This is a genomic window from SAR202 cluster bacterium, assembly GCA_016872355.1.
Taxonomy (GTDB): domain Bacteria; phylum Chloroflexota; class Dehalococcoidia; order Lucifugimonadales; family VGZY01; genus VGZY01.
In genome coordinates, this window is record VGZY01000004.1 from 40,341 (window position 1) to 62,515 (window position 22,175).

Here is a 22,175-nt window from a genome sequence, read left to right on the forward strand (position 1 = left end):
AACGACCCCCAGGAGGAGACCGTGTACGGCACAATCTTCAAGATGAAGGTCAAGAAGGGCCACGAGCAGCAGGTCATGGATATTACGAAGCAATGGGACGAGCAGAGGACCCCGAAGGCGAAGGGCGTCATTGGCGAGTACGTTATGAAGCCCGATAGCGGCCCGGCCAACGAGTATATTGTCGTAGTCATATTCTCGGACCAGGCAGCCTACCGCGCGCTCGCCGCGGATCCGGAGCAGGACCGCTGGTACCGCAAGCTCCGCGAGCACCTGGAAACCGACCCGGAGTGGCAGGACGGCGAGTACATCGCCGCCAGCCTGCCGAAGCAGGCCGCGGGAGCGAAGGGCAAGTAGCTGCGTTTGGCCGGGCCGGATGCCATGTCATTCATCCGGCCCGGCCGGCATCTACTTCCCTCGCCAGATCCTGTCCCCCTCCTCCGCAATCGCCGCGCCCTTTGCGCGCTCCTCCGCCGTCAGCGGTGGAACACTCGCCGCGCCCGCGTTCTCCTCAAGCTCGGCCACTCGGAGCGCGCCGGGGATAACCGCCGTCACGCCCGGCGTATCGATGATGAACCGCAGCGCGGCCTGCGCCACGGTACGCTTGCCGCCGGTAGCCAGGAAGTGCAGCTCGCTGAACTTCCTGAACGCCGTCTCGGTCCTGGCGCGGTCGCCGTAGAAGGCGCGGTAGCGCGTGTCCAGGGGGTCCAGCTCCGGCAGCTTGTCGAACCAGTGGCCGGAGAGCACGCCGGAGGCGAGCGGCGACGCTATCATCGTGCCGATGTTGTTATCCCTGGCGAACTGCAGCATCGCCTCCGAGCCCCGGTGCACCATGTTGTAGCCAACCACCATGCCGGCCACCTCGCCGAAGTTCATCGCCTTCTTGAGGCCTTCAATGCCGTCGATGGCTGTGGTGGAGACCCCTGACCAGCGTATCTTCCCCTCGCGCTTGAGCTGGGTGAGGGTCTCCATCGCCGCCTGCAGCGTCTCCGGGTGCGGCCGCGAGTGGAGCATGTAAAGGTCGATGTAGTCGGACTGCAGCCGCCGCAGTGAGCCTTCGCACGCCTCAATGATGCGCTTGCGGGTGTGGGGGATGTCGGCCTCATCCGTATAGAACCCGCGCACCTTCGTTGAGATCACCCATTTATCGCGTCGGCCCCGCGTCGCCAGGCCGACTATCGACTCCGCATGGCCGCCGCCGTAGATTTTCGAGCTATGCAGCAGGTTGACTCCCAGCTCCTCGGCGCGGCGTATCGTCCTGATCGACTCCTCGTCCACCGCCCCCGCCCACCCCTTGGGGATGCGCTTCACACTCTCGCCGATCACCCCGCCGATTAGCTCCCCGATGGGCCAGCTCCCTAGCCCTATCGCCGAGACCTTGATGCCGGTCTTGCCCAGTATTCGGTACTCCATGCGGCCTCCGTAACGACTTCCGAATCGCATCCCCTCCCGACCGGCTGCAATCATGGCACAGTCGGCACCGATTGTGAAGTCGCATGTGTGTAGTTCCGGGCATCCTCGACCACTACGTCCAAAATGGTCGCTTTGTGCAACGTGGCACGTCGGACCGGCACGATACGCTCTACGTAAACATCGCAGCCAGATTAGCGCGGACGGTAGAGGGGGTGGAAGTAATTTCCCCAGGGGCCAGGGTGACCCCAGGCTCGCTCGGCTTCAACGACAGGTTCGCCGTGCATGACCCGATGATCGTCGGCAACTACCTGTACAGCATCTGGACGAACGGCCTGCAGGTGTTCGAGATATCCGACCCGTCCAGACCGGTGCTCGCAGGCTCTCACGTCACAGACCTGTCGGTAACTGACTATAAGCTCATGGGCGGCTGGGGCGTCTACGTCCTGGACGGCCCCGACAAGGCGGTGGTGAGCGACTGGAATAAGGGCCTCTTCGTATTCGACACCACGCCCTCCAGCGCGCGCAGCAGCAAGAGCACGGTAGCGCCGTAAAGTGGTATACGGGCGCATGCGCCGGCTCGTAGTTTGAGAAGGCAGTTGCGGTGGTATTGTCACGCGTGGGCGAGGCCCACCCTCACCCTTTGCCCAGAGCGGCAAAGGCCTCTCCCTCAATGGAGAGGAGGTATGCGGCGCCATCCCGTAACCATTGTGCCCGGTTTGCACCCTCTTGTTTTCTCCCCCTCGACTCGGGAGATGTCGCAGCTCCGGGCGACAGAGAGGGTGGCCGGGGTGGCGCGGCGCCGGGATCCTCGCCCTGTGCCCTCGTAGTGGCGGGCTCTGCCCGCCTCCGATGGTCTAGAAAAACTCGTCCATCAAAATGTAAAACTCCACTTTCTCCGTCTCCGGCTTGCCGATGCCGTACTCCTCGCAAAACGCCAGCTCCGTCGCTTCACGATGGCCGAGATTATCCCGCAGGCTCCGTATCGCCAGCGCGATGTCCTGGTAGCGGTCCGCCACGCCGGCGCGGCCCAGGTCTATGAAGCCGGACACGGACTCACCTTCCAGAATCACGTTAGGGAGGCAATAGTCGCCATGCGTGAATACAAGGTCCTCGGTCGGCGGGCGCTTCGCCATGAGCTCATCGAATAGCGCAGATGCGCTCCTCCCAAGATACTCAGCCTCGAAATTGCTCTCATCCACCCTGCCCGCCATCACGTTGGCCCGGGCCGCCTCCATCCTGACGGCCAGCGTCATATCGAAGGGGCATGCGGCTATCGGCACCGAATGCACCTGCCGCAGCCCGGCCGCGAGCAGCCGCGCCAGTCGCACAGCATCCCCTTCTGACGACACGTGTACCGACGATGCTGCGACTCCCGGGATGGCCGAAGTGAGGAGATACGCGCCCTCCGGCGTCTCCACGTATGCTTCCACGCGCGGGGCCGCCAGCCTGCCCTCCAGCCACATTATCCGCTCCTTCTCGGCGCAAAGCTCTTCCGGGTCATCGCCCTTCACAAGCTTCAAAAACAGGCTCGGCCTGTGCTTGCCCTCGAAACGGAAGACGTCCGCCGTTGACCACCCGCCGGTGAAGTCCGAGCGCCTGTCATATCCGGACAGTCGCGACTTGATAGCCTCAGGCAGGGATGTTAGGTCAAAGGGCGATGCTCTTCTTCTGGCCAAAGCGGCAACCTTTTCCGGGGAATATGCCATTATGGCGGACAAGCCGCTCCCGGGTCAACTGGGGAGGTTGTTGCACAGTCGAACCTCTCGAACATTCCTTTACAGCAGCGCCCCCTGCGCCGCGAGCCGCCGCCGCAGGTCACTGCGGTCGATGTCCGCAGGCGCGACCGCCCCCGCGGCCGCCATGGCCGCGCCCACGCCAGCGCCCTCGCCGAGCGCCATCGCGGTCATGTTCACGCGGCTGGAGGCGAGCGCCTCCTGGTCCGCCGAGTGGCACCGTCCGGCCACTAGCAGGTTCTCCACCTTGCGGGGCAGCAGAGTGCCATACGAGATGTCGTACGCAGGCACGATCGTGTGCTTGTGGAAGCCGGAGGTGTCCGACGGGTGCCTATCCATGTACCACGAGCCCTTGGCCACGGCGTCCTCGTAGCGACGGGTGTGGAACACATCGTCCGCCGTCAGCGTGCGCTCGCCGACGATGCGCCGCGACTCCCGCGCGCCGATCACCGGGCCGCTCGTGACGAAGTAAGCGTTCGCGAACTCCGGAAGCCGCTCCTTCCAGATCGAGTACATCGTCCAGGCGTCCTCGCGCCCCTTGATCTCCGCGTCGCTCGTCTGCTGCGCTGAGGTGCTGTCGAACGCGACGCGCACCGCGTTGAACATTACCTCGCCCGGCCCCATCGGCGCGATCCCCGGCCCGGCGTACACACCCATCTCCCCGGCACGGTGCGCCTCTTCGATGACCTCGGCGCATCTCTTCGTCAGCGCGTACAGTTTGTCGGACGTGTTCGCGTTGTCGACGTTTCCCACCCGGAAGTGCAGGCTCCCCGGCTGGCGGACCGCCGCCATCTCGTACGGTGCGCCCGCCCAGGCTGCCACGTCTGCGTCGCCGGTGCAGTCTACAACCACCTTCGGGCGCACGGCCGTCAGCCCGTCTTTGTTCCCAAGGACGACGTGGTGAATGCGGCCGCCTCGCGAGACCACATCCACGACCTTTGTGTGGTAGAGCACGCGCGCGCCGGACTCCCTGATGAGCCTGTCTGCGACCAGCTTGAACCGGTCCACGTTCCCGGTGCGTATCGGCAGCTTGCCGGGGTGCTTGTCCAGCTTCTCCTGGTCGGTCAGCGGCTCAAAGATTTTGCGCGACTTCAGCGGCAGTGTGATTTTCCCCAGGCGCTCCAGTATCTCAAGCACAACGCCGCCAACAACCACCTCGCCCGTCGTCATGTCGCACAGGCCGTCGGTCGCGTTGGAGGTGATCGCCGTCATGAACCCGCCGGCGAATCCGCATTGCTCGACCGCCAGCACGCTCGCGCCCAGGCGCGCCGCACCCACCGCCGCACCGGTCCCTGCGCACCCCACCCCGCAGACAAGCACGTCCACATCGGCAATGACGTTGAGTGAGCGGGAGTAGGAGATTTGCATGGGTATGGCACCAGCATGAGTTTGTGGCGAATGATATCAGGCGCGCGGCGAGGCGACGAGCATCGGGGTCCCCAGGAGGCGACTTCTCGCGCTCTATGCGTCTCATGCCCGCCTTCTGCTACGATGGCGCCCAGACCTGCCCCAGGAGTGGCCACCATGGTCTCCGTGAACATCGGCCGCATAGAAGAGCGCACGCAGGAGATCGGGCGGCGGCTGTACGGGCTCCTCCGGGAGCAAAGGTCCGCGCCGAGCGACCGCGTGCAGGACTGGCTCATGGTGCGTCTTATGGAGCAGCCCGAGCTGCGAACGCGTATGCTCCGTTTCGTGGACGTGATGGCCGGCCTGCCGGAGGGGGCACGGCGCGCCAGGTGGCCGCCCTGCTGCGGGAGTACTTCGCGGACGAGGCGGACCGGCTACCGGAGCTCTTGAAGCTCCCCATCGCCGCGGTAAGGTCGGACTTCCTGCCCGAAGAGGTCCGCGCGACCCTTGTGCGCCGCTCGATGCTGATGATCGCATACCGCTTCATCGTTGACCCGAGCGAGCGCAGCATCGATAACGTCCTCCGCAGACTGGAGCACTTCAACCGCTACCCCAGCTTCGACCTCCTTGGCGAGGCGGTCCTGAGCGCGCCGGAGGCGGACGCTTACCGCAAGGGATCCCTGGAGCTGCTGGACCGGCTTGGCCGCCACCGCATGGCGCGGCAGCGCACGCCCGGCGGCAGGCCCGCGCTCGAGGTATCCATCAAGCTCACCGCGCTGACCGCACAGTTCAACCCGGAGGCGCCGGAAGCCACAATAGACCGCGTTCGCGGCCCGTTCGCCCAGATCTGTGACGCTGCCCGCTCGCGGGGCATCGGCGTAACCGTGGACGCCGAGCAATTCATGTACCGTGAGCTCATCTGGGAGATCATCCGGGACGCGGCCGGTCCCGGCGGGCCCTTCGCTGAATGGCCGGACCTGGGGATGGTTGTGCAGGCGTACCTCCGCCACTCCGAGGCCCACGCGCAGGACATCATCGAGTTCGGCCGCCGGCGCGGGACGCCGCTGCGAGTGCGGCTCGTGAAGGGCGCGTACTGGGACTACGAGTACATAGTCGCCGAGCAGCACTCATGGCCCGTGCCGGTCTACCTGGACAAAGCGGAGACGGACAGGAGCTTCGAGCGGATTGTCCGTCGCGTTCTCGAGGCCCACACCGCCGTTTCGCTCGCCGCGGGCAGCCACAACGTCCGCAGTCACGCGTACGCGGAGGCCGTCCGTGAAGCCCTCGGCCTGCCGGAACACACCGTGGAGCACCAGACGCTCTACCGCACGCTCGAGCACCTGAGCCGCGCCCTGCCCCTGATGGGCTGGAGCGCGCGCGACTACATCCCTTCCGGCGAGCGTATCCCCGGTATGGCGTACCTGGTGCGCCGCATCCTGGAGAACACGTCGCAGGCCGGCTTCCTGACTCAGCAGCGGCGCAGCGAAGACCCGGCGAAGCTCCTCAGCCCGCCGGCGCCTGCCGGGGAAGACGAGACCTACCGCCGCCCGCAGTACGCGACCGGTTTCCTTAACGACCCCGAGCCCCGCCTCTTCGACCACGACGAGCGGGCGCAGATGGACGAGGCGCTGGAGAGTACACGTGAACGGTGGGGGGCCGAGTATCCCCTGGTCTTCGGCGGCGAGTCCGTATCCGGGCATGAGTCGGTTGCCTCGCATAGCCCGTCGCACCCGGCGGAAGTGGTTGGACGGGTCCACTTCGCCGGCGCGCAGCAGGCCGACGCGGCGATAGCGATGGCAAACAAGGGCGCGCGTAAGTGGGCGGAGACCGCCCCATCCGAGCGCGCGAGCATCGGCCTGCGCGCCGCCGCCATCCTGCGTGAGCGCAGGCACGAGATCGCCGCCTGGGTCGTGCACGAGGGCGGCAGGACGCGATCGGAGGCGCTGGCGGATGTGGGCGAGGCGATCGACCATATCGAATGGAATGCGCGGGAGCTGTTACGCCAGGAAAAGACCGTTCGTGACGACTACCGCCCGCGCGGGGTCGTGGGCGTAATATCGCCCTGGAACTTCCCGATCGCCCTCCCGGCCAGGATGGTAAGCGCGGCGCTGATGGCCGGCAACGCCGTCATCCTCAAGCCATCCGAGCAGACGCCCATTGTCACGCAGAAGCTCGTGGAGGCGCTCCACCAGGCGGGGGCGCCCCGTGACGCCCTCATCCACCTGCCGGGCCGAGGGGAGACGGTGGGCAGGCGACTCGTGGACAGCCCGGACGTGGACATGATCGCTTTCACCGGCTCGAAAGCGGTGGGGGTGTCCATCTACAAGTCCGAGTCGGAGGTAAGCCTCGCCAGGGGCGGCATCAAGCGCACGATCACTGAGATGGGCGGCAAGAACCCGATCATCGTTTTCCCGGATGCGGACATGGACGAGGCGGTGGCGAGCATTTTGACATCCGCCTTCGGCCACGCCGGCCAGAAGTGCTCAGCCTGCTCGCGCGTAATCGTCCACCACACCGCCTACGGCAGGCTGGTCCTGCGCCTCATCCAGGCCGCGCGCAGCCTCGTGGTCGGCCCGGCGGACGACCCGGACACGTTCATTAACCCAATGATAGACGAGGAGGCGAAGGCCCGCGTCCTGCGCTACGGCGATATCGCGCGGCAGGAAGGCAATGTCCTTCTGGACATGCAGGCTGCGGGCCCCTCGGGGTCGCTGTGCGTCGGCCCGATGATCGTCCACATCGCCCCGGAGAAGGCGAGCACGTCGCGCATCATGCAGGAGGAGATCTTCGGGCCGGTGCTGGCCGTAACGCAGTTCAGCACAGAGCGCGACGCCACAGACCTTGCCAACAGCGTCCCGTATTCCCTCACGGCAGGCATCTTCTCCCGCAGCCCGGCCACGGTGAGACGGGTGACGCAGGAGCTTAACGCGGGCAACATCTACGTCAACCGGAAGATAACCGGCGCCAGGGTTGGCATAGAGCCATTCGGCGGCTTCAACTTCTCCGGCACCGGCCCCAAAGCCGGCGGCGAGGACTACCTGCTCGCCTTCATGACGCGCTCCGAATCCCTCAGGACCGGAGCTTCAACGTCTATCGACAGCTCCCACTCAGGCCAGGTGGGAAGCTCCGAAAACCGCCGGAACGGCGATTCCGCCTCTCTCTCCCCCCTTCCCTCTCAGGGAAGGGGGCCAGGGGGTTAGGTCTCTCCGCACCCTGGTCTCCCATAGGGCCGCAGGAGCGGGTCCGCGTCCTTCGAGAGGCCCTGGAACTGCTCAAGCGCCGTGAAGAAGACCTCAATGGCGCCATAAGTGCATGGCATCCCGGGAGACTGATCGACAGGCGCCGGACCAGGGAGGCCATGGAAGCCCTCGCCGCTAGCGTTACCGGCCAGTGGAAAGAGGTCGGCGAGGCCCGGCCCACCGTTAACGTACCCGGCCAGGACAACTTCATTGTCTGGACGCCGCGCGGGGGCGGGATAGTGATGGTCGACGAGGGGGCTTCCCCCGAGGCCCTTGCCGGTATGCTGTTCGGCACAATCGTCGCCGGCAATGGGGCCGTCGTTTGCGTCCCATCGCATCTACGCGCGCTCGCCGGGCTCCTGGTTGACGCCCTCCATGAGGCAGGCGTGTCGCAGTACGCCCTTTTCCTTGCGGAGGCCGACGCCACGCCGGATTCCCTCGCCGCCCTGCCCGTGCACTTCGCGGTCGCCGACCTGGGCGCGGAGGGCACGGCATCCCTTCACCGCGCCCTGAGCGTTACATCTGAAGACGGCGGCCAGCGCTGGCTCAAGGCGCTGGTCTCGATGTCCGACGGCACCCGCCCCGGCGAGCCCTGCTTCCTGTGGCGGCTGTGCCATGCGAAGACCGTCGCCGTCAGCACCCTCCGCCACGGCGCTGACCTGGATTTACTGTAGTCGGCTACCGGCTTTTTTGGAACGCCTTCCCGGTAGCCCGCCCCGATGCATCGGGGCCTGTCTTGCTCGCCGGTGATGCCTGCATGCAACGCGGGCCCCGATGCATCGGGGCGGCTACGTGAAGTCAAATCGCCCCGATACAACCGGGCCGCTGTCTTGCCGACGGCTCTCTGCTCACTGCCGACTGCCATCTGCTGACTGCCATCTGCCATCCTGCTATAATCGTCCGATAGAACTTCAAGCCGCGTGGAAGCCATGGCCGTCGACTACGCTGCCCTCAAAGTGGGCGACAGGATATCCGACCGCACGTACAGAATGGATGCCGCGTCCGTGGCGAAGTACGTGGATGCGGTCATGGACCGCTCGGGCATATTCGACCCGGGCGCGCAGGGCGCCGTTGTGCCTGCCATGGCTATCGCGGCGCTCAGCATGCGGGGCGTCGTGAACGACCTGGGCATCCCGGGCGGCACCGTGCACGTGGCGCAGGAGCTGGAGTTCCACATAGTCGCGCGCGTCGGCGAGACACTGGAGTGCAAGGCCAAGATCTTCCAGAACTCCACGCGCGTCGGCTGGCGCTTCCTCGTCGTTCGCCTCAGCGTGGAGGACGGCAGTGGCGAGCCGGTGATGACCGGCAAGAGCACGATAATGCTGCCGGTGTGACGGTCAACGGCCGCAGTGAGCAGCGGGTCCCGATTCACTAAGTTCATGCGGGGTCTTCGACAGTGAGCAGTCGGCCAGGCAAACAATCGAGTCCATGAACGAAGGCGATTCCCTCCCTACAATCGAAAAGCTGATTACCCAGGCGCAAATTCAGAAGTACGCCGAGGCTTCCGGCGACTTCAATCCCGTGCACATTGACATGGAGTTCGCGAAGACGACGCAGTTCGGCGGGACTATCGCGCACGGGATGATGATCGCTGCCGGCGTCTCCGAGATGATGTCTGTCGCCTTTGCGAAGAGCTGGCTGGAGAATGGCAGGCTCAAGCTCCGCTTCAAGGCCCCCGTGAGGCCCGGCGATAGCATCGCTACCTTCGGGACGGTAAAGGGCGTTAAGGTTAAGGTTACGGAGGGCGCGCGGGAGCTCACCTGTGCGGTCGGGATTCGCAAGCAGGACGGCGAGGAAGTAATAACCGGCGACGCGGTTGTGACGCTGCCGCAGGGCCGGTAACAGGAGTATTTCATGACGACGCCTCCAGGCATGGTGCGCATAGCTGTAGACGCGATGGGCGGCGACCACGGCCCCGCGGAGATCATCAAAGGTGCCGCACTGGCCGCCAAACAGGGCGGCGTGGCGGTCCTGCTAGTCGGCGACCCCGATAAGGTGCAGCCCGAGCTGCCCAAGTACGGCAAGCTGCCTATTATGCCGGTGCCTTCGGAGGGGATGATCGTCGAGGGCGAGCACCCTGCCCTTGCGCTGCGGCAGAAGCCGAAGGCGTCCATCCTTGTCGCCACCGGCGCCGTCAAGAAGGGCATGGCCGACGCCTGCGTCACGATGGGCTCCACGGGAGGCGCCATGGCCGCCGCGGCGGTCGTGCTCGGCATGTTCGAAGGCATAGAGCGGCCCGCCCTCGGCGGCCCGGTCATCGGCTTCGCGAACAAACAGGTGATCATAGACCTCGGCACCAACGTTGACTGCAAGCCCCAGCAGCTCCTCAGCTTCGCAGTCATCGGCAATGTCTTCGCCCGCACCTTCTGGGGCGTGGAGAAGCCTCGCATCGCCCTCCTTACGGTCGGCTCGGAGTCCGGCAAGGGCAACAAGCAGGTCAAGGAGACGGCAGAGCTCTTCCAGAAGAGCGGCCTGAACTTCACCGGCAACGTGGAGGGCAACGACCTCCCGTTCGGCAGGGCCGACGTTGTGGTCTGCGACGGCTTCGTCGGCAACATCGTCATGAAGTTGACCGAGGGCCTCGGCGAGGCTACCTCACACCTGCTCAAGGAGCGGCTGAAGGGCAAGATGGCGGAGGCGGACGCTGAGGCGATTGCCAAGGAGGTCTTCGACCTCCACAACGTTGTCGAGGTCAATGGCGGCGGCCCCCTGCTGGGCGTCAACGGCGTCAGCGTCGTCGGCCACGGCCGGGGCCGCGCAGACGCGGTCGCACGCGCCATCGGCATGGCGAAGAAGGCTGTGGATGTCGGCTTCGTCGCCAAGCTCAACACGGAGCTCGCCCAGGTGCGGGCGAACGTAGGGGTGTAATCTTGGTCAAGTCTGCTATCGAAGGAAAGGTAGCCCTTGTCACCGGGGCGTCCAAGGGCATCGGCCGCGGCTGCGCCATCCGGCTGGCGGAGATGGGCGTGAAGGTCGCCGTGAACTACAACTCCTCGCCGAAAGCGGCCGAAGAGGCAGTGGAGACGATCAAGGGCATCGGCGGCGAGGCATTCGCCGTCCAGGCCGACGTTTCGAAGGTCGAGCAGGTCAACGCAATGGTGGACCGCGTGCAGAAGGACTGGGGCGCTGTCGATATCCTCGTAAACAACGCGGGCATCATCGACGACGGCCTCCTCATCCGCATGACGGACGAGCAGTGGCGGCGCGTCATTGGCACCAACCTGGACGGCACCTTCTACTGCTCCCGCGCAGTCATCCGCAAGATGCTCAGCAAGCGCTGGGGCCGCATAATCAACATCGCCTCTGTGGTGGGCCTCCGCGGCAACCCGGGCCAGACTAACTACACCGCCTCCAAGGCAGGTATCATCGGCTTCACGAAGGCGCTCGCCAAAGAGGTCGCCACCCGCAACATCACGGTCAACTGCGTTACCCCCGGTTACCTTGAGACCGAGACCACCTCTGTGCTTACGGAGGCCCAGCGAAGCCACTGGCTTAGCGTCATCCCTCAGTGCCACTTCGGCGAGATCGACGATATAGCCTACCTGGTGTGCTACCTGGCCGATGAGAAGGCCAAGTATATGACCGGGCAGATCATCAGCGTCGACGGCGGCATGGCGGTATAGCTGTCGTGACGACCGACAAGAGCCTCCAGATTATCGATTCCTTCTGGGCCGAGACCTTTGGCTGCTCGATTGAGGTCCTGCGCCGCAGCGGCGTGGATGTTGTGCCCCGCACGAAAATCAGGGACCGTCGCGACGTCTTTGTCCTGGGGGCGGGCCAGGCGTACGTGGTAACTGCGCGCGAGGATGTGTTTGATGACGTGCGCAGCGCGGTGACTGCCCCTGGCCTTGCGCAGGCAACCCTGCTGGAGGTCTCCTTCTGGGAAGGGGTGCTTGGTAGCAGGATCGACCAGGCGGTAGGTCCCACGTGGCTTGCCTATGCGGACACCAGCGACTTTTACCCGGCAGACACGTCGTCAGTGGCGCAGCTCCGCCCGTCGGACGGCTACGCGCTTGGGGCCCTCAAAAACGCGTGCTCGAAAGTGGACTGGGAGAGCGGCAACATCGATCTTGTGAAGCAGCCGACGTTCGGCTACTACCTGGGCGACAGCCTCGTCGCCGTGGCGGGCTACGAGGTGTGGGCCGGCAAGATTGGCCACATCGGCGTAGTCACCCATCCGCAGCTCCGTGGGAAGGGCTTTGGGAAGACGACCGTCAGCGCGGCCGCGGAGCACGGCCTCAAGGCCGGCCTTGTGATGCAGTACCAGACGATGGGCTCCAACCAGCCGTCGAAGGGCATCGCCCGGTCCCTCGGGTTCCGCAGGTACGGCCGGACCGTCTCGGTGAGGCTCAAGGGGCGGTAAGGTTACCCCTATCAACAGGCGGCAACTCTCTGTGTTCGAGCGTCTTTTCTTAGCCGCTATCTTCTTGACAGACTCTTCGGCGGGTAGGTTCTCCGGCATGGTTCCGCCGAGCTTGCCAATAGTTTTCCGGACCTCTTCTCCAACTCTGCGATGGGTTTCGCGGGCCTCAATCTCACCCTGCACATTCTTCCTTGCGATCTGTGCTTCGGCCTGGGTTATCCGGAACTCGTTTGCTGCTAACTCCGCTCGTCCCGCGCGGTCTAGCAAGTCCTCCTTGGGCGCAATTCCCTTCTTAGCCTTAATGTCGCCGAGCCCCATTCCGTACAACCCGCGATATCCGGCGTCATGGAACATGGCATAATTCTGCACTCCGGCTTTCTTCGCTGCGCTGTTTAGATACTTGTTCGCGTCTTTGACACGGTCTCTCAAAGCCATGCGGCGGTCCTCGTCGGACTGCTGGTCAGCAATTTCCTGTCTCCGGGTTTGCACAGCAAAATAGGTCTGGGCTATGGAAATCTGAGGCTTACTGGGGTCTCCATTCATTGCAATCAAGTAACATGCATAGCGCGAAAGGAAGACGTCACGAAGAGGCCTTTTCGCTCCGCTGCCTATCTCGACCATTTTGGTAGTGTCAACAAAATGGTGTTTGGCATCCACGCCCGAGCTTTCGCACGCCATGCGCGCCTTCGCGAGAACGTCTTCAAAGTTACGCCACTCGCCATAGCCGAGCAGAAGCTGAAGATCGCGAGCTCTCCAGAACTCCGCACCGCCCTCAGAAACTTGCCTGGTCTCTTCGATCCTCGCTATTGTGTGTGGCGCATCCATTAGCATGCTCCTCGTGCGGCAGAGGCTTATCTCCTACGTCTCGTCGATGAAGCCCGGAGGCGCGTCTACCTGGTGGGTCATCGTCGGCTTGGGCTGGTACTTGGGGCCCTCGTACACCTTGCCGGCGTAGATGATCACCTGCGGCAGGATGCGCTCCTTGCCTACCCTCTTCTCGTGCAGCACGTCCAGGTACGTGAACTTGCCCTTTGCCACTTCGCTGATAGTCACGTCCGCTATGGTGCCGGGATTGAGGGTGCCGAAGACGCCCTCCTTGCGGATTGCCCTCGCGGGTGTGGAGGTGGACATCTCGATCACCTCTTCCAGCGAGAGGCCGAGGGCCAGGAACTTGGACATGGTGGTCGGCATGTCGAAGGTGGGGCCGTCCAGGTTGCGGGCGTGGATGTCCGTGCTGATCGTGGAGGGCTTGAGGCCGGCCTCAAGGCACTTCTCCATAGCCCTGAATGCGAAGCCGCGCGCGCCGTGGCCGACGTCCAGGTACACTCCCCGCTCAACTGCGTCCCAGACGGCGGGCCATATCTCGCCCTTGTGGTTCCACAGCGGATACCGGAACGACGCGTGGAAGGTGTGGGTCAGGATGTCGCCGGGATTCATGTAGTCCAGCAGGTGCGGGATCGGCGCGCCGTACGCCTCCGCCATCAGGATGCCGCCGCCGAAGTCCGCCGACTCGCGGGCGAGGGGAAGGGTCAAAAGGTGCTGCGAGTGGTGGTACTTCATGCCGATGAGCACGTCGCTGTACCTCTTGATCATCGCGGAGGCCTCGGCTACCGTGGACGGGTTCGGGCCGTGCGGGTCCGGCATACGCGTCAGGGCGAAAATGCGCGTCTTGGCGGACGCCATATCCGTCTCCCAGTACTGCGGGAACTCCTTCGGCGTGGCGGTGCCGGCGTCCAGCACCGTCGTGCAGCCGTAGGCCATGCTGGTGGCGTCGGCGGGCACGCTCAGCTTGATTGCCTGGTTCTCGGTGTCCTTCGGACCGGTGGTGTAGTTGTGGGTGTGAAGGTCGATAAAGCCGGCCGTAACGATCTTCGTCGCGGCGCCTATGACGGTCTTTGCCTCAAGTACAGGCAGGTTGGGCCCGACCGCCGCGATCTTATCGCCCACGATCGCCACGTCCGTGATGCCGTTGATATTCTGGGTGGAGTCTATGACTCTACCGCCCTTGATGAGCAGGTCCCACTTCATGTAAAGCTCTCCAAATGGTAGTTCTAGTAGGCAGCATTTTAGCATAAATCATGCGACTATTATTATGTCACCTTCTTGCGGTAAAACGGCAGAAGTGACATTGAATTTACGCCCCTCGCGTAGGTAAGCCACAATTCGCAAGCGTCCACCGATACTATACGCAGCCCGGAGTTGTGCCTATCGGGATATCCGTTGGGGTGTTCATAGACTTGCCGTAGAGTTGCTATCGGTATTAGAAAGTAGTCTTCGGGGTCGCCGCAAATCCACAACTCGAAGTCCGCGGATAGGCTGTTACTGTTGATATTGGATTTAAGCCGACAACTATTTTTGTATGGTGAACAAAATCGAACATGCACTCTGTAAGTCCCAACTTGATAGTTGGATCTTCCTGCGGGACTGAAGTCTCTGCCATCCGCAATCCACTCGATGACACTTTCTTTTGCGCCTATGTTGTTAAGCTGAAAGGCAGACATGACAATCTCCCTCCTTAGTATTCAATCCAGCGCATCCGCCAATGTGATGAAGTCCGTGGTCTCTATGTCCGGCTGGTACGGCGACTCCTCGTACGGCAGTCTGTACCGGTTGACGTACGCCCATCGATAGCCGCAAGCCCGCGCGCCTATGATATCGAAAGCGTGCGCGGCGACCATCATGATCTCATGCGGCTCCTTGCCAATCACCATCGCGCCGGTGCGGTAGACGGCCGGGTGCGGCTTGAACACTCCCGCTTTCTGCACAGAGATGAGCGCGTCCAGCTCACACGGAATCCTGTTCGCCGCGAGGTGCTCCAGGTACGCTTGCTCCCCATTGGACAGCGCGACGAGCTTGTAGCGCTTCTTGAGCCGCCGCATCCCCTCGGAAACGTCCTTATAAGGCGATAGCCGCTGCCATGCCTGCATAAGCTCTCGTACCTCGTCGTCCGTGAAAGCGATGCCGTTCAGCCGCAGGGTATAAACCAGCGCTTTCCGGCACGTCTCTAAATAGCCGCTGTGGCCGAGCTGCATCATAGAGTCCTGGTACTGCTCAATGCGTTGCCGCCCGCGCCACTGGTCGAAGAAGGTCTCCGCGCTCACGGCGGCCTTCTTCGCCTATAGGAACTGCCGCGTAGGCGGCGTCATGCTGCCGGTAAGGTCCAGCACTGTGCCGAAAATGTCAAAGGCGAGCGTGTTAACGCGGGACAGATCGGATGTTGTCATGCGGTTACCTGAGAGGATCGTGAATTGTTATGTCCATTTTACGGTCACAATCCCCGCACCCACTCGATCTGCCTTTCCAATCCCTCCACCGGCCCGAACGTCTCCAGCAATATCGTTGCGTCCATGCCACGGATTGAGCGGTGGAATGGGCGGGGCAATGTGCCGGTGCCGAGGTCTCCGTGGGTGTCTGCACGGCCGCGGGGGTCGTACAGGAAGTTGTCGCTCCAGTGGACGTGGCGGACTTTGGGGGCGAGGTCTAGGAATTTCATCAGCTCCCGTTCGCGGTGCTCTGTCGGGAAGCGCTGAACGTATGTGCAGGCGTGGCTGGCGTCCAGCGTGAGGCCAACGTTGGATTTCCCGATGTCGTCGTACGCCTGCGAGAGATCGTCAGGTGTGACGCCGAAGAACTGGTACGCCTGCTTTGACCAGTCTACCTGGTCGCCGGTGGTCTCCGGCGCGATGCCGGTCCACTCCAGCCCCTGATTTTCGATCACTATCTCCACGGCGTACTTCGCCGCGTAGTCTGCGATCTGCCGGTAGCCGTCTATCATGCGGGCGTAGTCGCCGTAGGTGACGCGCGGCGGGTCCGCGTCGCGCCACACCATCGCGTTGAAGTGGATGCTTACCTGTTTCAGCTTCGGGAAGTCGCGCACCATGTCTATGTAGTCCATGACCGCCCGGATGCATAGCTTCCGGTAGGCGTCGTCCGTTGCGCCGACGTTGAGGCCCAGGCCATCGATGGACGTAGGGCCGTGGGCGCTGATCATGATGTCGCGATACGGGAGCATCCGGTCGCGGGTGCTGTGTATCTCGCCCTCGACAGCTAGGCCGAGGCGCTGGAGTGCTTCGAGGGGGTAGTGCATCATGCCGGAGAGCGGCGGACGGCGGAGATTCTGAAAGGTTGCCTGGCGCATCTCACCCTCTCTGTCGCGACATCTCTCCCATCAAGGGAGAGACAAAGCAATGAACAGCCGACAGCCGCCCTCACCGGTCCGCAAGCCCGGAGCCGGGAGAGGAACACAGCCGCTAAAGCCCTGCGATGAACTCCATCTGCTTTTCGGTTTCTTCGACGGTGCCGAAGGTCTCCATCAAGACGGTGGCGTCCAGCGCCTTAACGGCTTTGTGGAACGCGCGGGGCAGCTCGCCTACCCCGAGGAGCTGGTGGGCGTCAGTGAGGCCCGCCGGGCCGGTCAGAGAGCTATCGCTCCAGTGGACGTGGCGGATTAGGTCTGGCCGCGCAAGGAAGGAGAAGAGGACCTTCTCACGCTCGGCCGCCGGGAAGGTGCGGGCGTAGGTCGTCGCGTGGCTGGTGTCCAGGCAAAGCCCGACGTTGGGCATGTTGATATCCAGGGCGATCTTGACCCACTCCTCAGGCGATGTGCCGAAGTAGCGGTTCTGCTTGCTCCAGTCCACCTTCATGCCGTCCGTGTTCGGCGGCAGGAGAGCCCAGTAGCGCGCGTGGTTCTCAAGCGTAAGCTCCAGCTTGCGCTTCGCGGCGTGGGCACCTATTTCCTTGAGCGCGTCGATAAGGCGGCTATACTCGCCGCGGTTGCCGCGAGTCTGCTCCTTCATCTCTCGCTTACCGATCAGCGAGGGGTGCGGCACGCCGTTCCACTGCTCCGGGCTGAAGTGGATGTTGACCTTCTTCACATGCGGGAAGTCGCGCATCATATCCAGGTAGTCGGTCGTATCCTTGATCGACATGCGACGCCACTCGTCGTCGGTGGCGGCGTAGTTCATCCGCAGCTCCTGCATCTCGGTCGGCCCGTGGGCGCTGACCATGACCTCCTTGTACGCGAGCATCTCCTCGCGCGGGCTGTGCATGTAGCCTTCCACGCCGGCCAGGCCAAGGCGCTTTACGTCTGCAACAGGGAGCTGTTGCATGCCGATTAGAGGGTGCCTTGTAGTTGTCTTGGGCATTGGAGATTCCTCTACAGTTTGGAAATGTAATCGAGCTCTTCTTCCAGCGACTCCACCGATTCGAAGTGCTCCAGGAGGAGCGTGGCGTTGAGCGACTTAACCTTCTTGTGAAACTCTCTTGGCAAGCTGCCTTTGCCGAGGAGGACGTGGTGGCCCTTACGGCCGCGCTTATCCATGAGGTAGTTATCGTTCCAGTGCACGTGCGTGATGAGGTGCGATTGGGCCATGTACGCCATTGCGATCGCGGGGCGCTTCTCGGCGTCGAACAGGGCGGCGTAGGTGCACAGGTGGCTGCCGTCCAGGCACAGGCGCACGTTGGGGCGGTTGACGTCCTCGCATACCTTGATCCAGGCCTCCGGCGCGACCCCGAATACGTGGTTGCGCTGCGTCCAGTCCACCTCCCACGCCTCCGTCGTCTCCGGGATGTCCGTCCACTTCAGCGTATCGTTCTCCAGCACCACCTCGATCCCGAACTTCACGGCGAACGCTCCCACCTGCCGGATGCCGTCGATAAGCAGCCCGTACTCGCCGACGTGACCGCGCGGCTGCTCGACGTGGAAGTACCGCTGCGTATGGCAGTGGAGGACGACCTGACGGAGGTTAGGGAAATGCCGCACCTTGTCGATGTAGGCGGTGATTGCGTCGATGGAGAACTGGCGGAACTCGCTGTCCGCTGCGGAGATGTTGTACCGGTACTCGCCGCTGGGCCCGTTGGGGATGTGGGCGCTGATGATCAGGTCTTGGAAAGCGGTCGTCTTCTCCGGGCTCAGGTCGGTCTTCACCTCGGTCTTGAGGCCGAGGCGGCGGAGGGTATCGGCTCCGGCCGTCATCGGAGCGGATATGGCGTACTTAGTGCCGACGTTTCTCACAGAGGCGCCTTTAAAGGCTATTTATGAATTCCAGCTCCCCTTCGAGCTCTTCAATGGAGTAGAAGTGCTCTATGAGCAGCCACGCGTCCAGGCTCTTGATCGTGCGGTGGAGCTCAATGGGCGTCGTCCCATTGTTGAGGACGGTGTGGTTGTCCACCCTGCCCTTCGGGTCGTACAGATAGTTATCGTTCCAGTGGACGTGGCGGATCAGGTCCGGCCGCTTCACGAACTCTAGAATTTTATCCTTGCGCTGCTCGGCCGGGAACATGTGCGAGTAGGTGCAGGCGTGGCTGGAGTCCAGGCAGAGCCCCACGTTCGAAAGGTTAATGTCCAGCGCCGCCTGTATCCACTCGTCCGGCGAGTTGCCGAAACAGGCGTTGCGGTACGTCCAGTCGAACTTGTGCGCCTCCTCTGCGTCGGGGATTCCGACGTAGTACGAGTTGTTATTCTCCAGCACCATTTCGAGGCCGTGCTTTGCACAGTGGCGGCCGATCTGGCGGAAGCCGTCCACAAGGCGGTCGTATGTCCCTTGCTTGCCGCGCGTTTGCGTGGCGTCGCTCCACTGGCGGGGCGAGAAGTGGACGTTGATCATCCGCACCTTCGGGAACTGCCGGGCGCGTTCTACGTAGTCGATGATGTGCTCGATGGACTCCTTGCGGTAATGGTCGTCCACGGCGGCGATGTTCAGGCGCAGGCCGCCCTTCGTGCCGGGCGCGTGGGCGCTGTACATCACCTCGGAGAGGTGGGCGACGTCCTTGAGATCATCGGACATCGCGGCCTCGGTGATTAGGCCGAGCCGCCTGAGGTTGTCCAGCCCGGCCTTGGTCGTGACGCCGAGCGGGTGCTTGAGCTGGTTGTATTTCTTCGAAATGGCTGGTGCTCCTGAAAACGTTATCGCTTCGTCGCCTTCCCCAACCCTAACTGCTCCACTGCCTTCTTTATGACCTCGCGCTGGCCGGGCCTGAGCGGCGCGAGCGGTGGGCGCGGGTCTCCGCAGTCCATGCCTATGAGATCGCTCACCATCGCCTTCATCCCCGCCAGGTACTCCACCTGCAAGAGGATGTCAAACGTCTCGGTCGCCTTCTTCTGTGCCGCGACCGCGCGGGCGATGTCGCCTGCCTCGTATGCCCTCTTTATCTCCACCCACATCTGCGGCGCGATACCGAGCGGCCCGTCCACACATCCCGTTCCGCCTATCGTGAGCGAGGGGAGGTAGAGGCGGAAGTCGCCGATCAGCGTGGAGAGGCCCATTTTCGCCTAGTCGACCATCGCGCCGTAGTCCATGGAGGCGTGCTTAAGGCCTACGAGCTGCGGGACCTTCTCCTTTATCTTCGCCATCAGCGCGGGCGTAATCTCGATGCCCGTCGCGATGGGAAGGTTGTACACGAAGAGCGGCAGGTTTGCGGCCGCGCCGACGACGCGGTAGTACTCGACGACGGCGTCGTGGCCGGGGTTGAAGAAGTGCGGCGGGAGCGCGCAGATGGCCTCCACGCCCGCCTTCGCGGCGTTCTCCGCGTTCTTCGCCGCGCGCGCCGTCGTGGCCGCGCCTACCTGCATGATGACCGTGGTGCGGCCCTTGTTCTGGTCCGCGGAAATCTCCGCAATGCGCCTGTTCTCCTCGTCCGTCAGGTATACGCTCTCGCCGGTGCCGCCGGCCGTCCAGAAGCCGTCGACTCCCGCGCGGATGTTCATCTCCATAACGGCGCGGAAAGCCTCTTCGTTGACCTTGCCGTCCTTCCTGCTCATCGGCGTGATGGCCGCCGGGAAGACACCCTTGTAATGCTTCACGTCATGCCTCACATTCCGGCGCGGGTCTCCCGCGCCGCCGACATTGTACCACCGGGAATTGCCGTTCGCCCTGTCTAAAAACATGTAGCCGCACAGCATTCTGTGCGGCTACATAGTCACGACCTGGCGGTCCAGTCTACTTCTTGGCCGCGGCGGCCGTCTTGAGGGTGCGCTTGAAGTCGTGCTTGCCTGCGCCGGTGATGCCCCACTCCTCGCAGACCTTGTTGATGGCCTTGCGGTTCTCAGCCGACATGGGGAGGACCGGCCGGCGCGGGTTGCCGCACTCGATGCCGGTGCGCTCGCTGATCATCGCCTTCATCGAGCCCATGTATCCGTACTTGAGGATGAGGTTGAACAGGTCGTTGGCCTTACGCTGGGCGGCGACGCCGCGCTTCAGATCGCCGGCCTTCCAGGCGTTCCAGATCTCCATCCACAACTCCGGCGCGACGGACGGGGGGCCGTCCACGGTGCCGGACGCGCCCACGGTCAGCGCCGGGAAGAGGAGCATGCCGGAGCCGGTCAGGACCTTCAGCCCCATCTCCGAGAACCAGATCATGTTGTTGAAGTTCAGGGCTGAGTGCTTGAGGCCGACCATCTGCGGGACCTTGTCCTGCAGCTTCTTCATGAGGTCGACGGTGATCTCGATCTGGGTGGCCTGAGGCAGGTTGTAGACCATGAGGGGCAGGTTGGTCGCCGCGCCGATCGCGCGGTAGTGCTCGACGACCGCATCGTCGCCCGGGCGGACGAAGAAAGGCGGTACAGCGCAGAGCGCCTCCACGCCGGCCTTGGCCGCGTTCTCGGCATTCTTGACTGCTCTGTCGGTCGTTATCGCCCCCACGTGCATGATGATGGTGGAGCGGCCCTTGTTCTGGTCCGCCGCAATCTTCGCGATGCGCGTGTTCTCCTCGTCCGTGAGCATCACGCTCTCGCCGGTGCCGCCTGCAGTCCAGAATCCGTGGATGCCGCAGCGGATGTTGTCCTCCAGCATCGCGCGGAACGCCTCTTCGTGGACCTCACCCTTCTCCGTCATGGGGGTGATGATCGCCGGATAAATGCCTTCAAATGTGGGCTTGTTGGCCATCGAGATATCTCCTGAATGTTGAACTATTTGTGTTCGATGGCCATTGTATCACGGAGGGGTAAGGGGCTCGCCCACTACCGTTTCGAGGGGCCGGAGACTCTTGCGCGGCGTGTCGTCCACACGAACGTCAACACGAGCGCCATTGCCAGAGCGGCCAACGACGGCAGAGTTGCGGCCGGCACCGACGGCATCGGTGCGAATGTCGCCGTCGCCGTGAGCGGGCCGTCGATTACAAGGTTGCACGGGCCGGTCCCGCTGCCCGCGCACGCGCCCCCCATCCTACAAAACTGTAGCCTGGCGCAGGAGTGGCGACCAGCGTGACGGGTGTTGTCGTTGCATATTCCTCGTAGCAGTCGCCCAGGCAGAATATCCCGTCCGGCGTGCTGATAACATCGCCGTAGCCGGTCCCCAGGACCTGAACGGTCAGGCTAAAAACTCGAGACCTCGCAGTCAGAATGCTCTGTACGCCGGGAATCGAGGTCTGTACCGGCGGATTCATTGCGGGGCCAAGGGCCGGAACCAGGACTTGCTCAACCTCACGAATTGACGCTTCCGACGGCGCCAGAGCCAACCCGTAAAGAGTCGGCGTTAACGGCGAATCCGCGTAGTCGATGTTCGCGACGCCCGGCGCAACAGCTCCCTGCGACAGGCGAGCGACGGTTAGCGTGTGCGTAGGGACAAGGTAACTTCCTGGGCCGGTAGACTGGGATATCGGGCTGGAGGTGATCGACCGGGACCGCAGGACGTTCTCCATCCTGTCGGTGACGCTCACCAGCGCCGGGGCGGGCTTGGTTTGCGCCAGGCCGGACACACTCCTAGCGGCCAGTTGCTGCGTCAGAATTTCCAGGCTGCCGAGATGCGGGACTGCAGGCCGGCCGCTATAGCTTACACGCCTTGATACCGATTTCGTGAACGGATGGGCGGCCTGCTGGACAATCGCGGGACGGCCGTCGGCCTCTGTATGCAGGTATCGCTGCTTGGCCAGCTCGGCCACTGCGGGCTTGATTGGGAGGCCCCTTACGTTGAATGGGAGCAGCGCTCTGCCCTCTACCAGGGCCGCCGTCCGAGGCGTCATGCTCTCACCCCGTACAACGTGGGGGACTATTGCCCGGGAGGGCGCTATGTCCGTGATGGCGGTCGCCATTGCGGCAGGGGTGGAAGATGCGACAACCGTGGAGGCAGGGGTAACGGCGGTCGACGC

General features: G+C 63.5%; 21 protein-coding genes and 2 pseudogenes. 9 read left to right on the forward strand and 14 right to left on the reverse strand.

Annotated elements, in window-relative coordinates; all coding sequences use genetic code 11:
* Positions 1-21: 21 nt before the first annotated feature.
* Complete coding sequence (locus FJ319_01820; GenBank protein MBM3933035.1) at positions 22-354, forward strand: hypothetical protein; 333 nt, start codon at positions 22-24, stop codon at positions 352-354.
* Between the two features lie 51 nt (positions 355-405).
* Here FJ319_01820 and FJ319_01825 read toward each other — a convergent pair whose 3' ends face one another.
* On the reverse strand, positions 406-1,464 hold the full coding sequence (locus FJ319_01825; GenBank protein MBM3933036.1) for an aldo/keto reductase: 1,059 nt from the start codon (positions 1,462-1,464) through the stop codon (positions 406-408).
* 29 nt (positions 1,465-1,493) lie between these two features.
* On the opposite strand from FJ319_01825, the gene FJ319_01830 reads away from it, so the two are divergent.
* On the forward strand, positions 1,494-1,961 hold the full coding sequence (locus FJ319_01830; protein MBM3933037.1) for a hypothetical protein: 468 nt from the start codon (positions 1,494-1,496) through the stop codon (positions 1,959-1,961).
* A 303-nt stretch (positions 1,962-2,264) separates the two neighbouring features.
* Here FJ319_01830 and FJ319_01835 read toward each other — a convergent pair whose 3' ends face one another.
* Complete coding sequence (locus tag FJ319_01835; GenBank protein MBM3933038.1) at positions 2,265-3,128, reverse strand: aminoglycoside 3'-phosphotransferase; 864 nt, start codon at positions 3,126-3,128, stop codon at positions 2,265-2,267.
* Between the two features lie 57 nt (positions 3,129-3,185).
* Positions 3,186-4,511: an FAD-dependent oxidoreductase gene (locus tag FJ319_01840; GenBank protein MBM3933039.1), complete on the reverse strand. Its 1,326-nt coding sequence runs from the start codon at positions 4,509-4,511 to the stop codon at positions 3,186-3,188.
* 95 nt (positions 4,512-4,606) lie between these two features.
* Between FJ319_01840 and FJ319_01845 the strand changes: the two genes are divergently transcribed.
* From FJ319_01845 to FJ319_01875, 7 genes are all read left to right on the forward strand, one after another.
* On the forward strand, positions 4,607-7,690 hold the full coding sequence (locus FJ319_01845) for an aldehyde dehydrogenase family protein (protein MBM3933040.1): 3,084 nt from the start codon (positions 4,607-4,609) through the stop codon (positions 7,688-7,690).
* Positions 7,691-7,848: 158 nt separating this feature from the next.
* A complete protein-coding gene (locus FJ319_01850) occupies positions 7,849-8,403 on the forward strand; it encodes a hypothetical protein (GenBank protein MBM3933041.1) in 555 nt (184 codons plus the stop codon).
* Between the two features lie 255 nt (positions 8,404-8,658).
* On the forward strand, positions 8,659-9,063 hold the full coding sequence (locus FJ319_01855; protein ID MBM3933042.1) for a hypothetical protein: 405 nt from the start codon (positions 8,659-8,661) through the stop codon (positions 9,061-9,063).
* Between the two features lie 94 nt (positions 9,064-9,157).
* Positions 9,158-9,571, forward strand: coding sequence for an acyl dehydratase (locus FJ319_01860; GenBank protein MBM3933043.1), 414 nt, complete (start codon positions 9,158-9,160; stop codon positions 9,569-9,571).
* Between the two features lie 12 nt (positions 9,572-9,583).
* Complete coding sequence (gene plsX / locus FJ319_01865) at positions 9,584-10,597, forward strand: phosphate acyltransferase PlsX (GenBank protein ID MBM3933044.1); 1,014 nt, start codon at positions 9,584-9,586, stop codon at positions 10,595-10,597.
* Between the two features lie 17 nt (positions 10,598-10,614).
* Positions 10,615-11,352 (forward strand): 3-oxoacyl-[acyl-carrier-protein] reductase, encoded by a 738-nt coding sequence (fabG, locus tag FJ319_01870; protein MBM3933045.1) that lies wholly within the window; start codon positions 10,615-10,617, stop codon positions 11,350-11,352.
* Entirely contained in the window at positions 11,349-12,092 is a 744-nt protein-coding gene (locus FJ319_01875; protein ID MBM3933046.1) for a GNAT family N-acetyltransferase, read from the forward strand. The genes fabG and FJ319_01875 overlap by 4 nt, the downstream gene beginning before the upstream one ends.
* 30 nt (positions 12,093-12,122) lie before the next feature.
* Here FJ319_01875 and dinD read toward each other — a convergent pair.
* The 11 genes and pseudogenes from dinD to FJ319_01930 all read right to left on the reverse strand — a co-directional run bounded on the left by dinD (position 12,123) and on the right by FJ319_01930 (position 22,049).
* Positions 12,123-12,917 (reverse strand): annotated as a pseudogene (dinD, locus tag FJ319_01880) (DNA damage-inducible protein D).
* A 33-nt stretch (positions 12,918-12,950) separates the two neighbouring features.
* Positions 12,951-14,165 (reverse strand): amidohydrolase family protein, encoded by a 1,215-nt coding sequence (locus FJ319_01885; protein MBM3933047.1) that lies wholly within the window; start codon positions 14,163-14,165, stop codon positions 12,951-12,953.
* A 449-nt stretch (positions 14,166-14,614) separates the two neighbouring features.
* A pseudogene (locus FJ319_01890) lies at positions 14,615-15,316 on the reverse strand (haloacid dehalogenase type II).
* A gap of 44 nt (positions 15,317-15,360) precedes the next feature.
* A complete protein-coding gene (locus FJ319_01895; GenBank protein MBM3933048.1) occupies positions 15,361-16,230 on the reverse strand; it encodes a TIM barrel protein in 870 nt (289 codons plus the stop codon).
* A gap of 112 nt (positions 16,231-16,342) precedes the next feature.
* Positions 16,343-17,236: a sugar phosphate isomerase/epimerase gene (locus FJ319_01900; protein ID MBM3933049.1), complete on the reverse strand. Its 894-nt coding sequence runs from the start codon at positions 17,234-17,236 to the stop codon at positions 16,343-16,345.
* 11 nt (positions 17,237-17,247) lie between these two features.
* A complete protein-coding gene (locus FJ319_01905; GenBank protein ID MBM3933050.1) occupies positions 17,248-18,066 on the reverse strand; it encodes a TIM barrel protein in 819 nt (272 codons plus the stop codon).
* Between the two features lie 49 nt (positions 18,067-18,115).
* A complete protein-coding gene (locus FJ319_01910; GenBank protein ID MBM3933051.1) occupies positions 18,116-18,877 on the reverse strand; it encodes a TIM barrel protein in 762 nt (253 codons plus the stop codon).
* Between the two features lie 119 nt (positions 18,878-18,996).
* Positions 18,997-19,356, reverse strand: coding sequence for a hypothetical protein (locus FJ319_01915; GenBank protein MBM3933052.1), 360 nt, complete (start codon positions 19,354-19,356; stop codon positions 18,997-18,999).
* 6 nt (positions 19,357-19,362) lie between these two features.
* Positions 19,363-19,992, reverse strand: a complete 630-nt coding sequence (locus FJ319_01920) for a dihydrodipicolinate synthase family protein (GenBank protein ID MBM3933053.1) — start codon at positions 19,990-19,992, stop codon at positions 19,363-19,365.
* Positions 19,993-20,029: 37 nt separating this feature from the next.
* Positions 20,030-20,974 carry a dihydrodipicolinate synthase family protein gene (locus FJ319_01925; GenBank protein MBM3933054.1) on the reverse strand — a complete coding sequence of 315 codons (945 nt, stop codon included), beginning with the start codon at positions 20,972-20,974 and terminating at the stop codon, positions 20,030-20,032.
* A gap of 229 nt (positions 20,975-21,203) precedes the next feature.
* Positions 21,204-22,049 carry a hypothetical protein gene (locus tag FJ319_01930; GenBank protein ID MBM3933055.1) on the reverse strand — a complete coding sequence of 282 codons (846 nt, stop codon included), beginning with the start codon at positions 22,047-22,049 and terminating at the stop codon, positions 21,204-21,206.
* Positions 22,050-22,175: the final 126 nt, after the last annotated feature.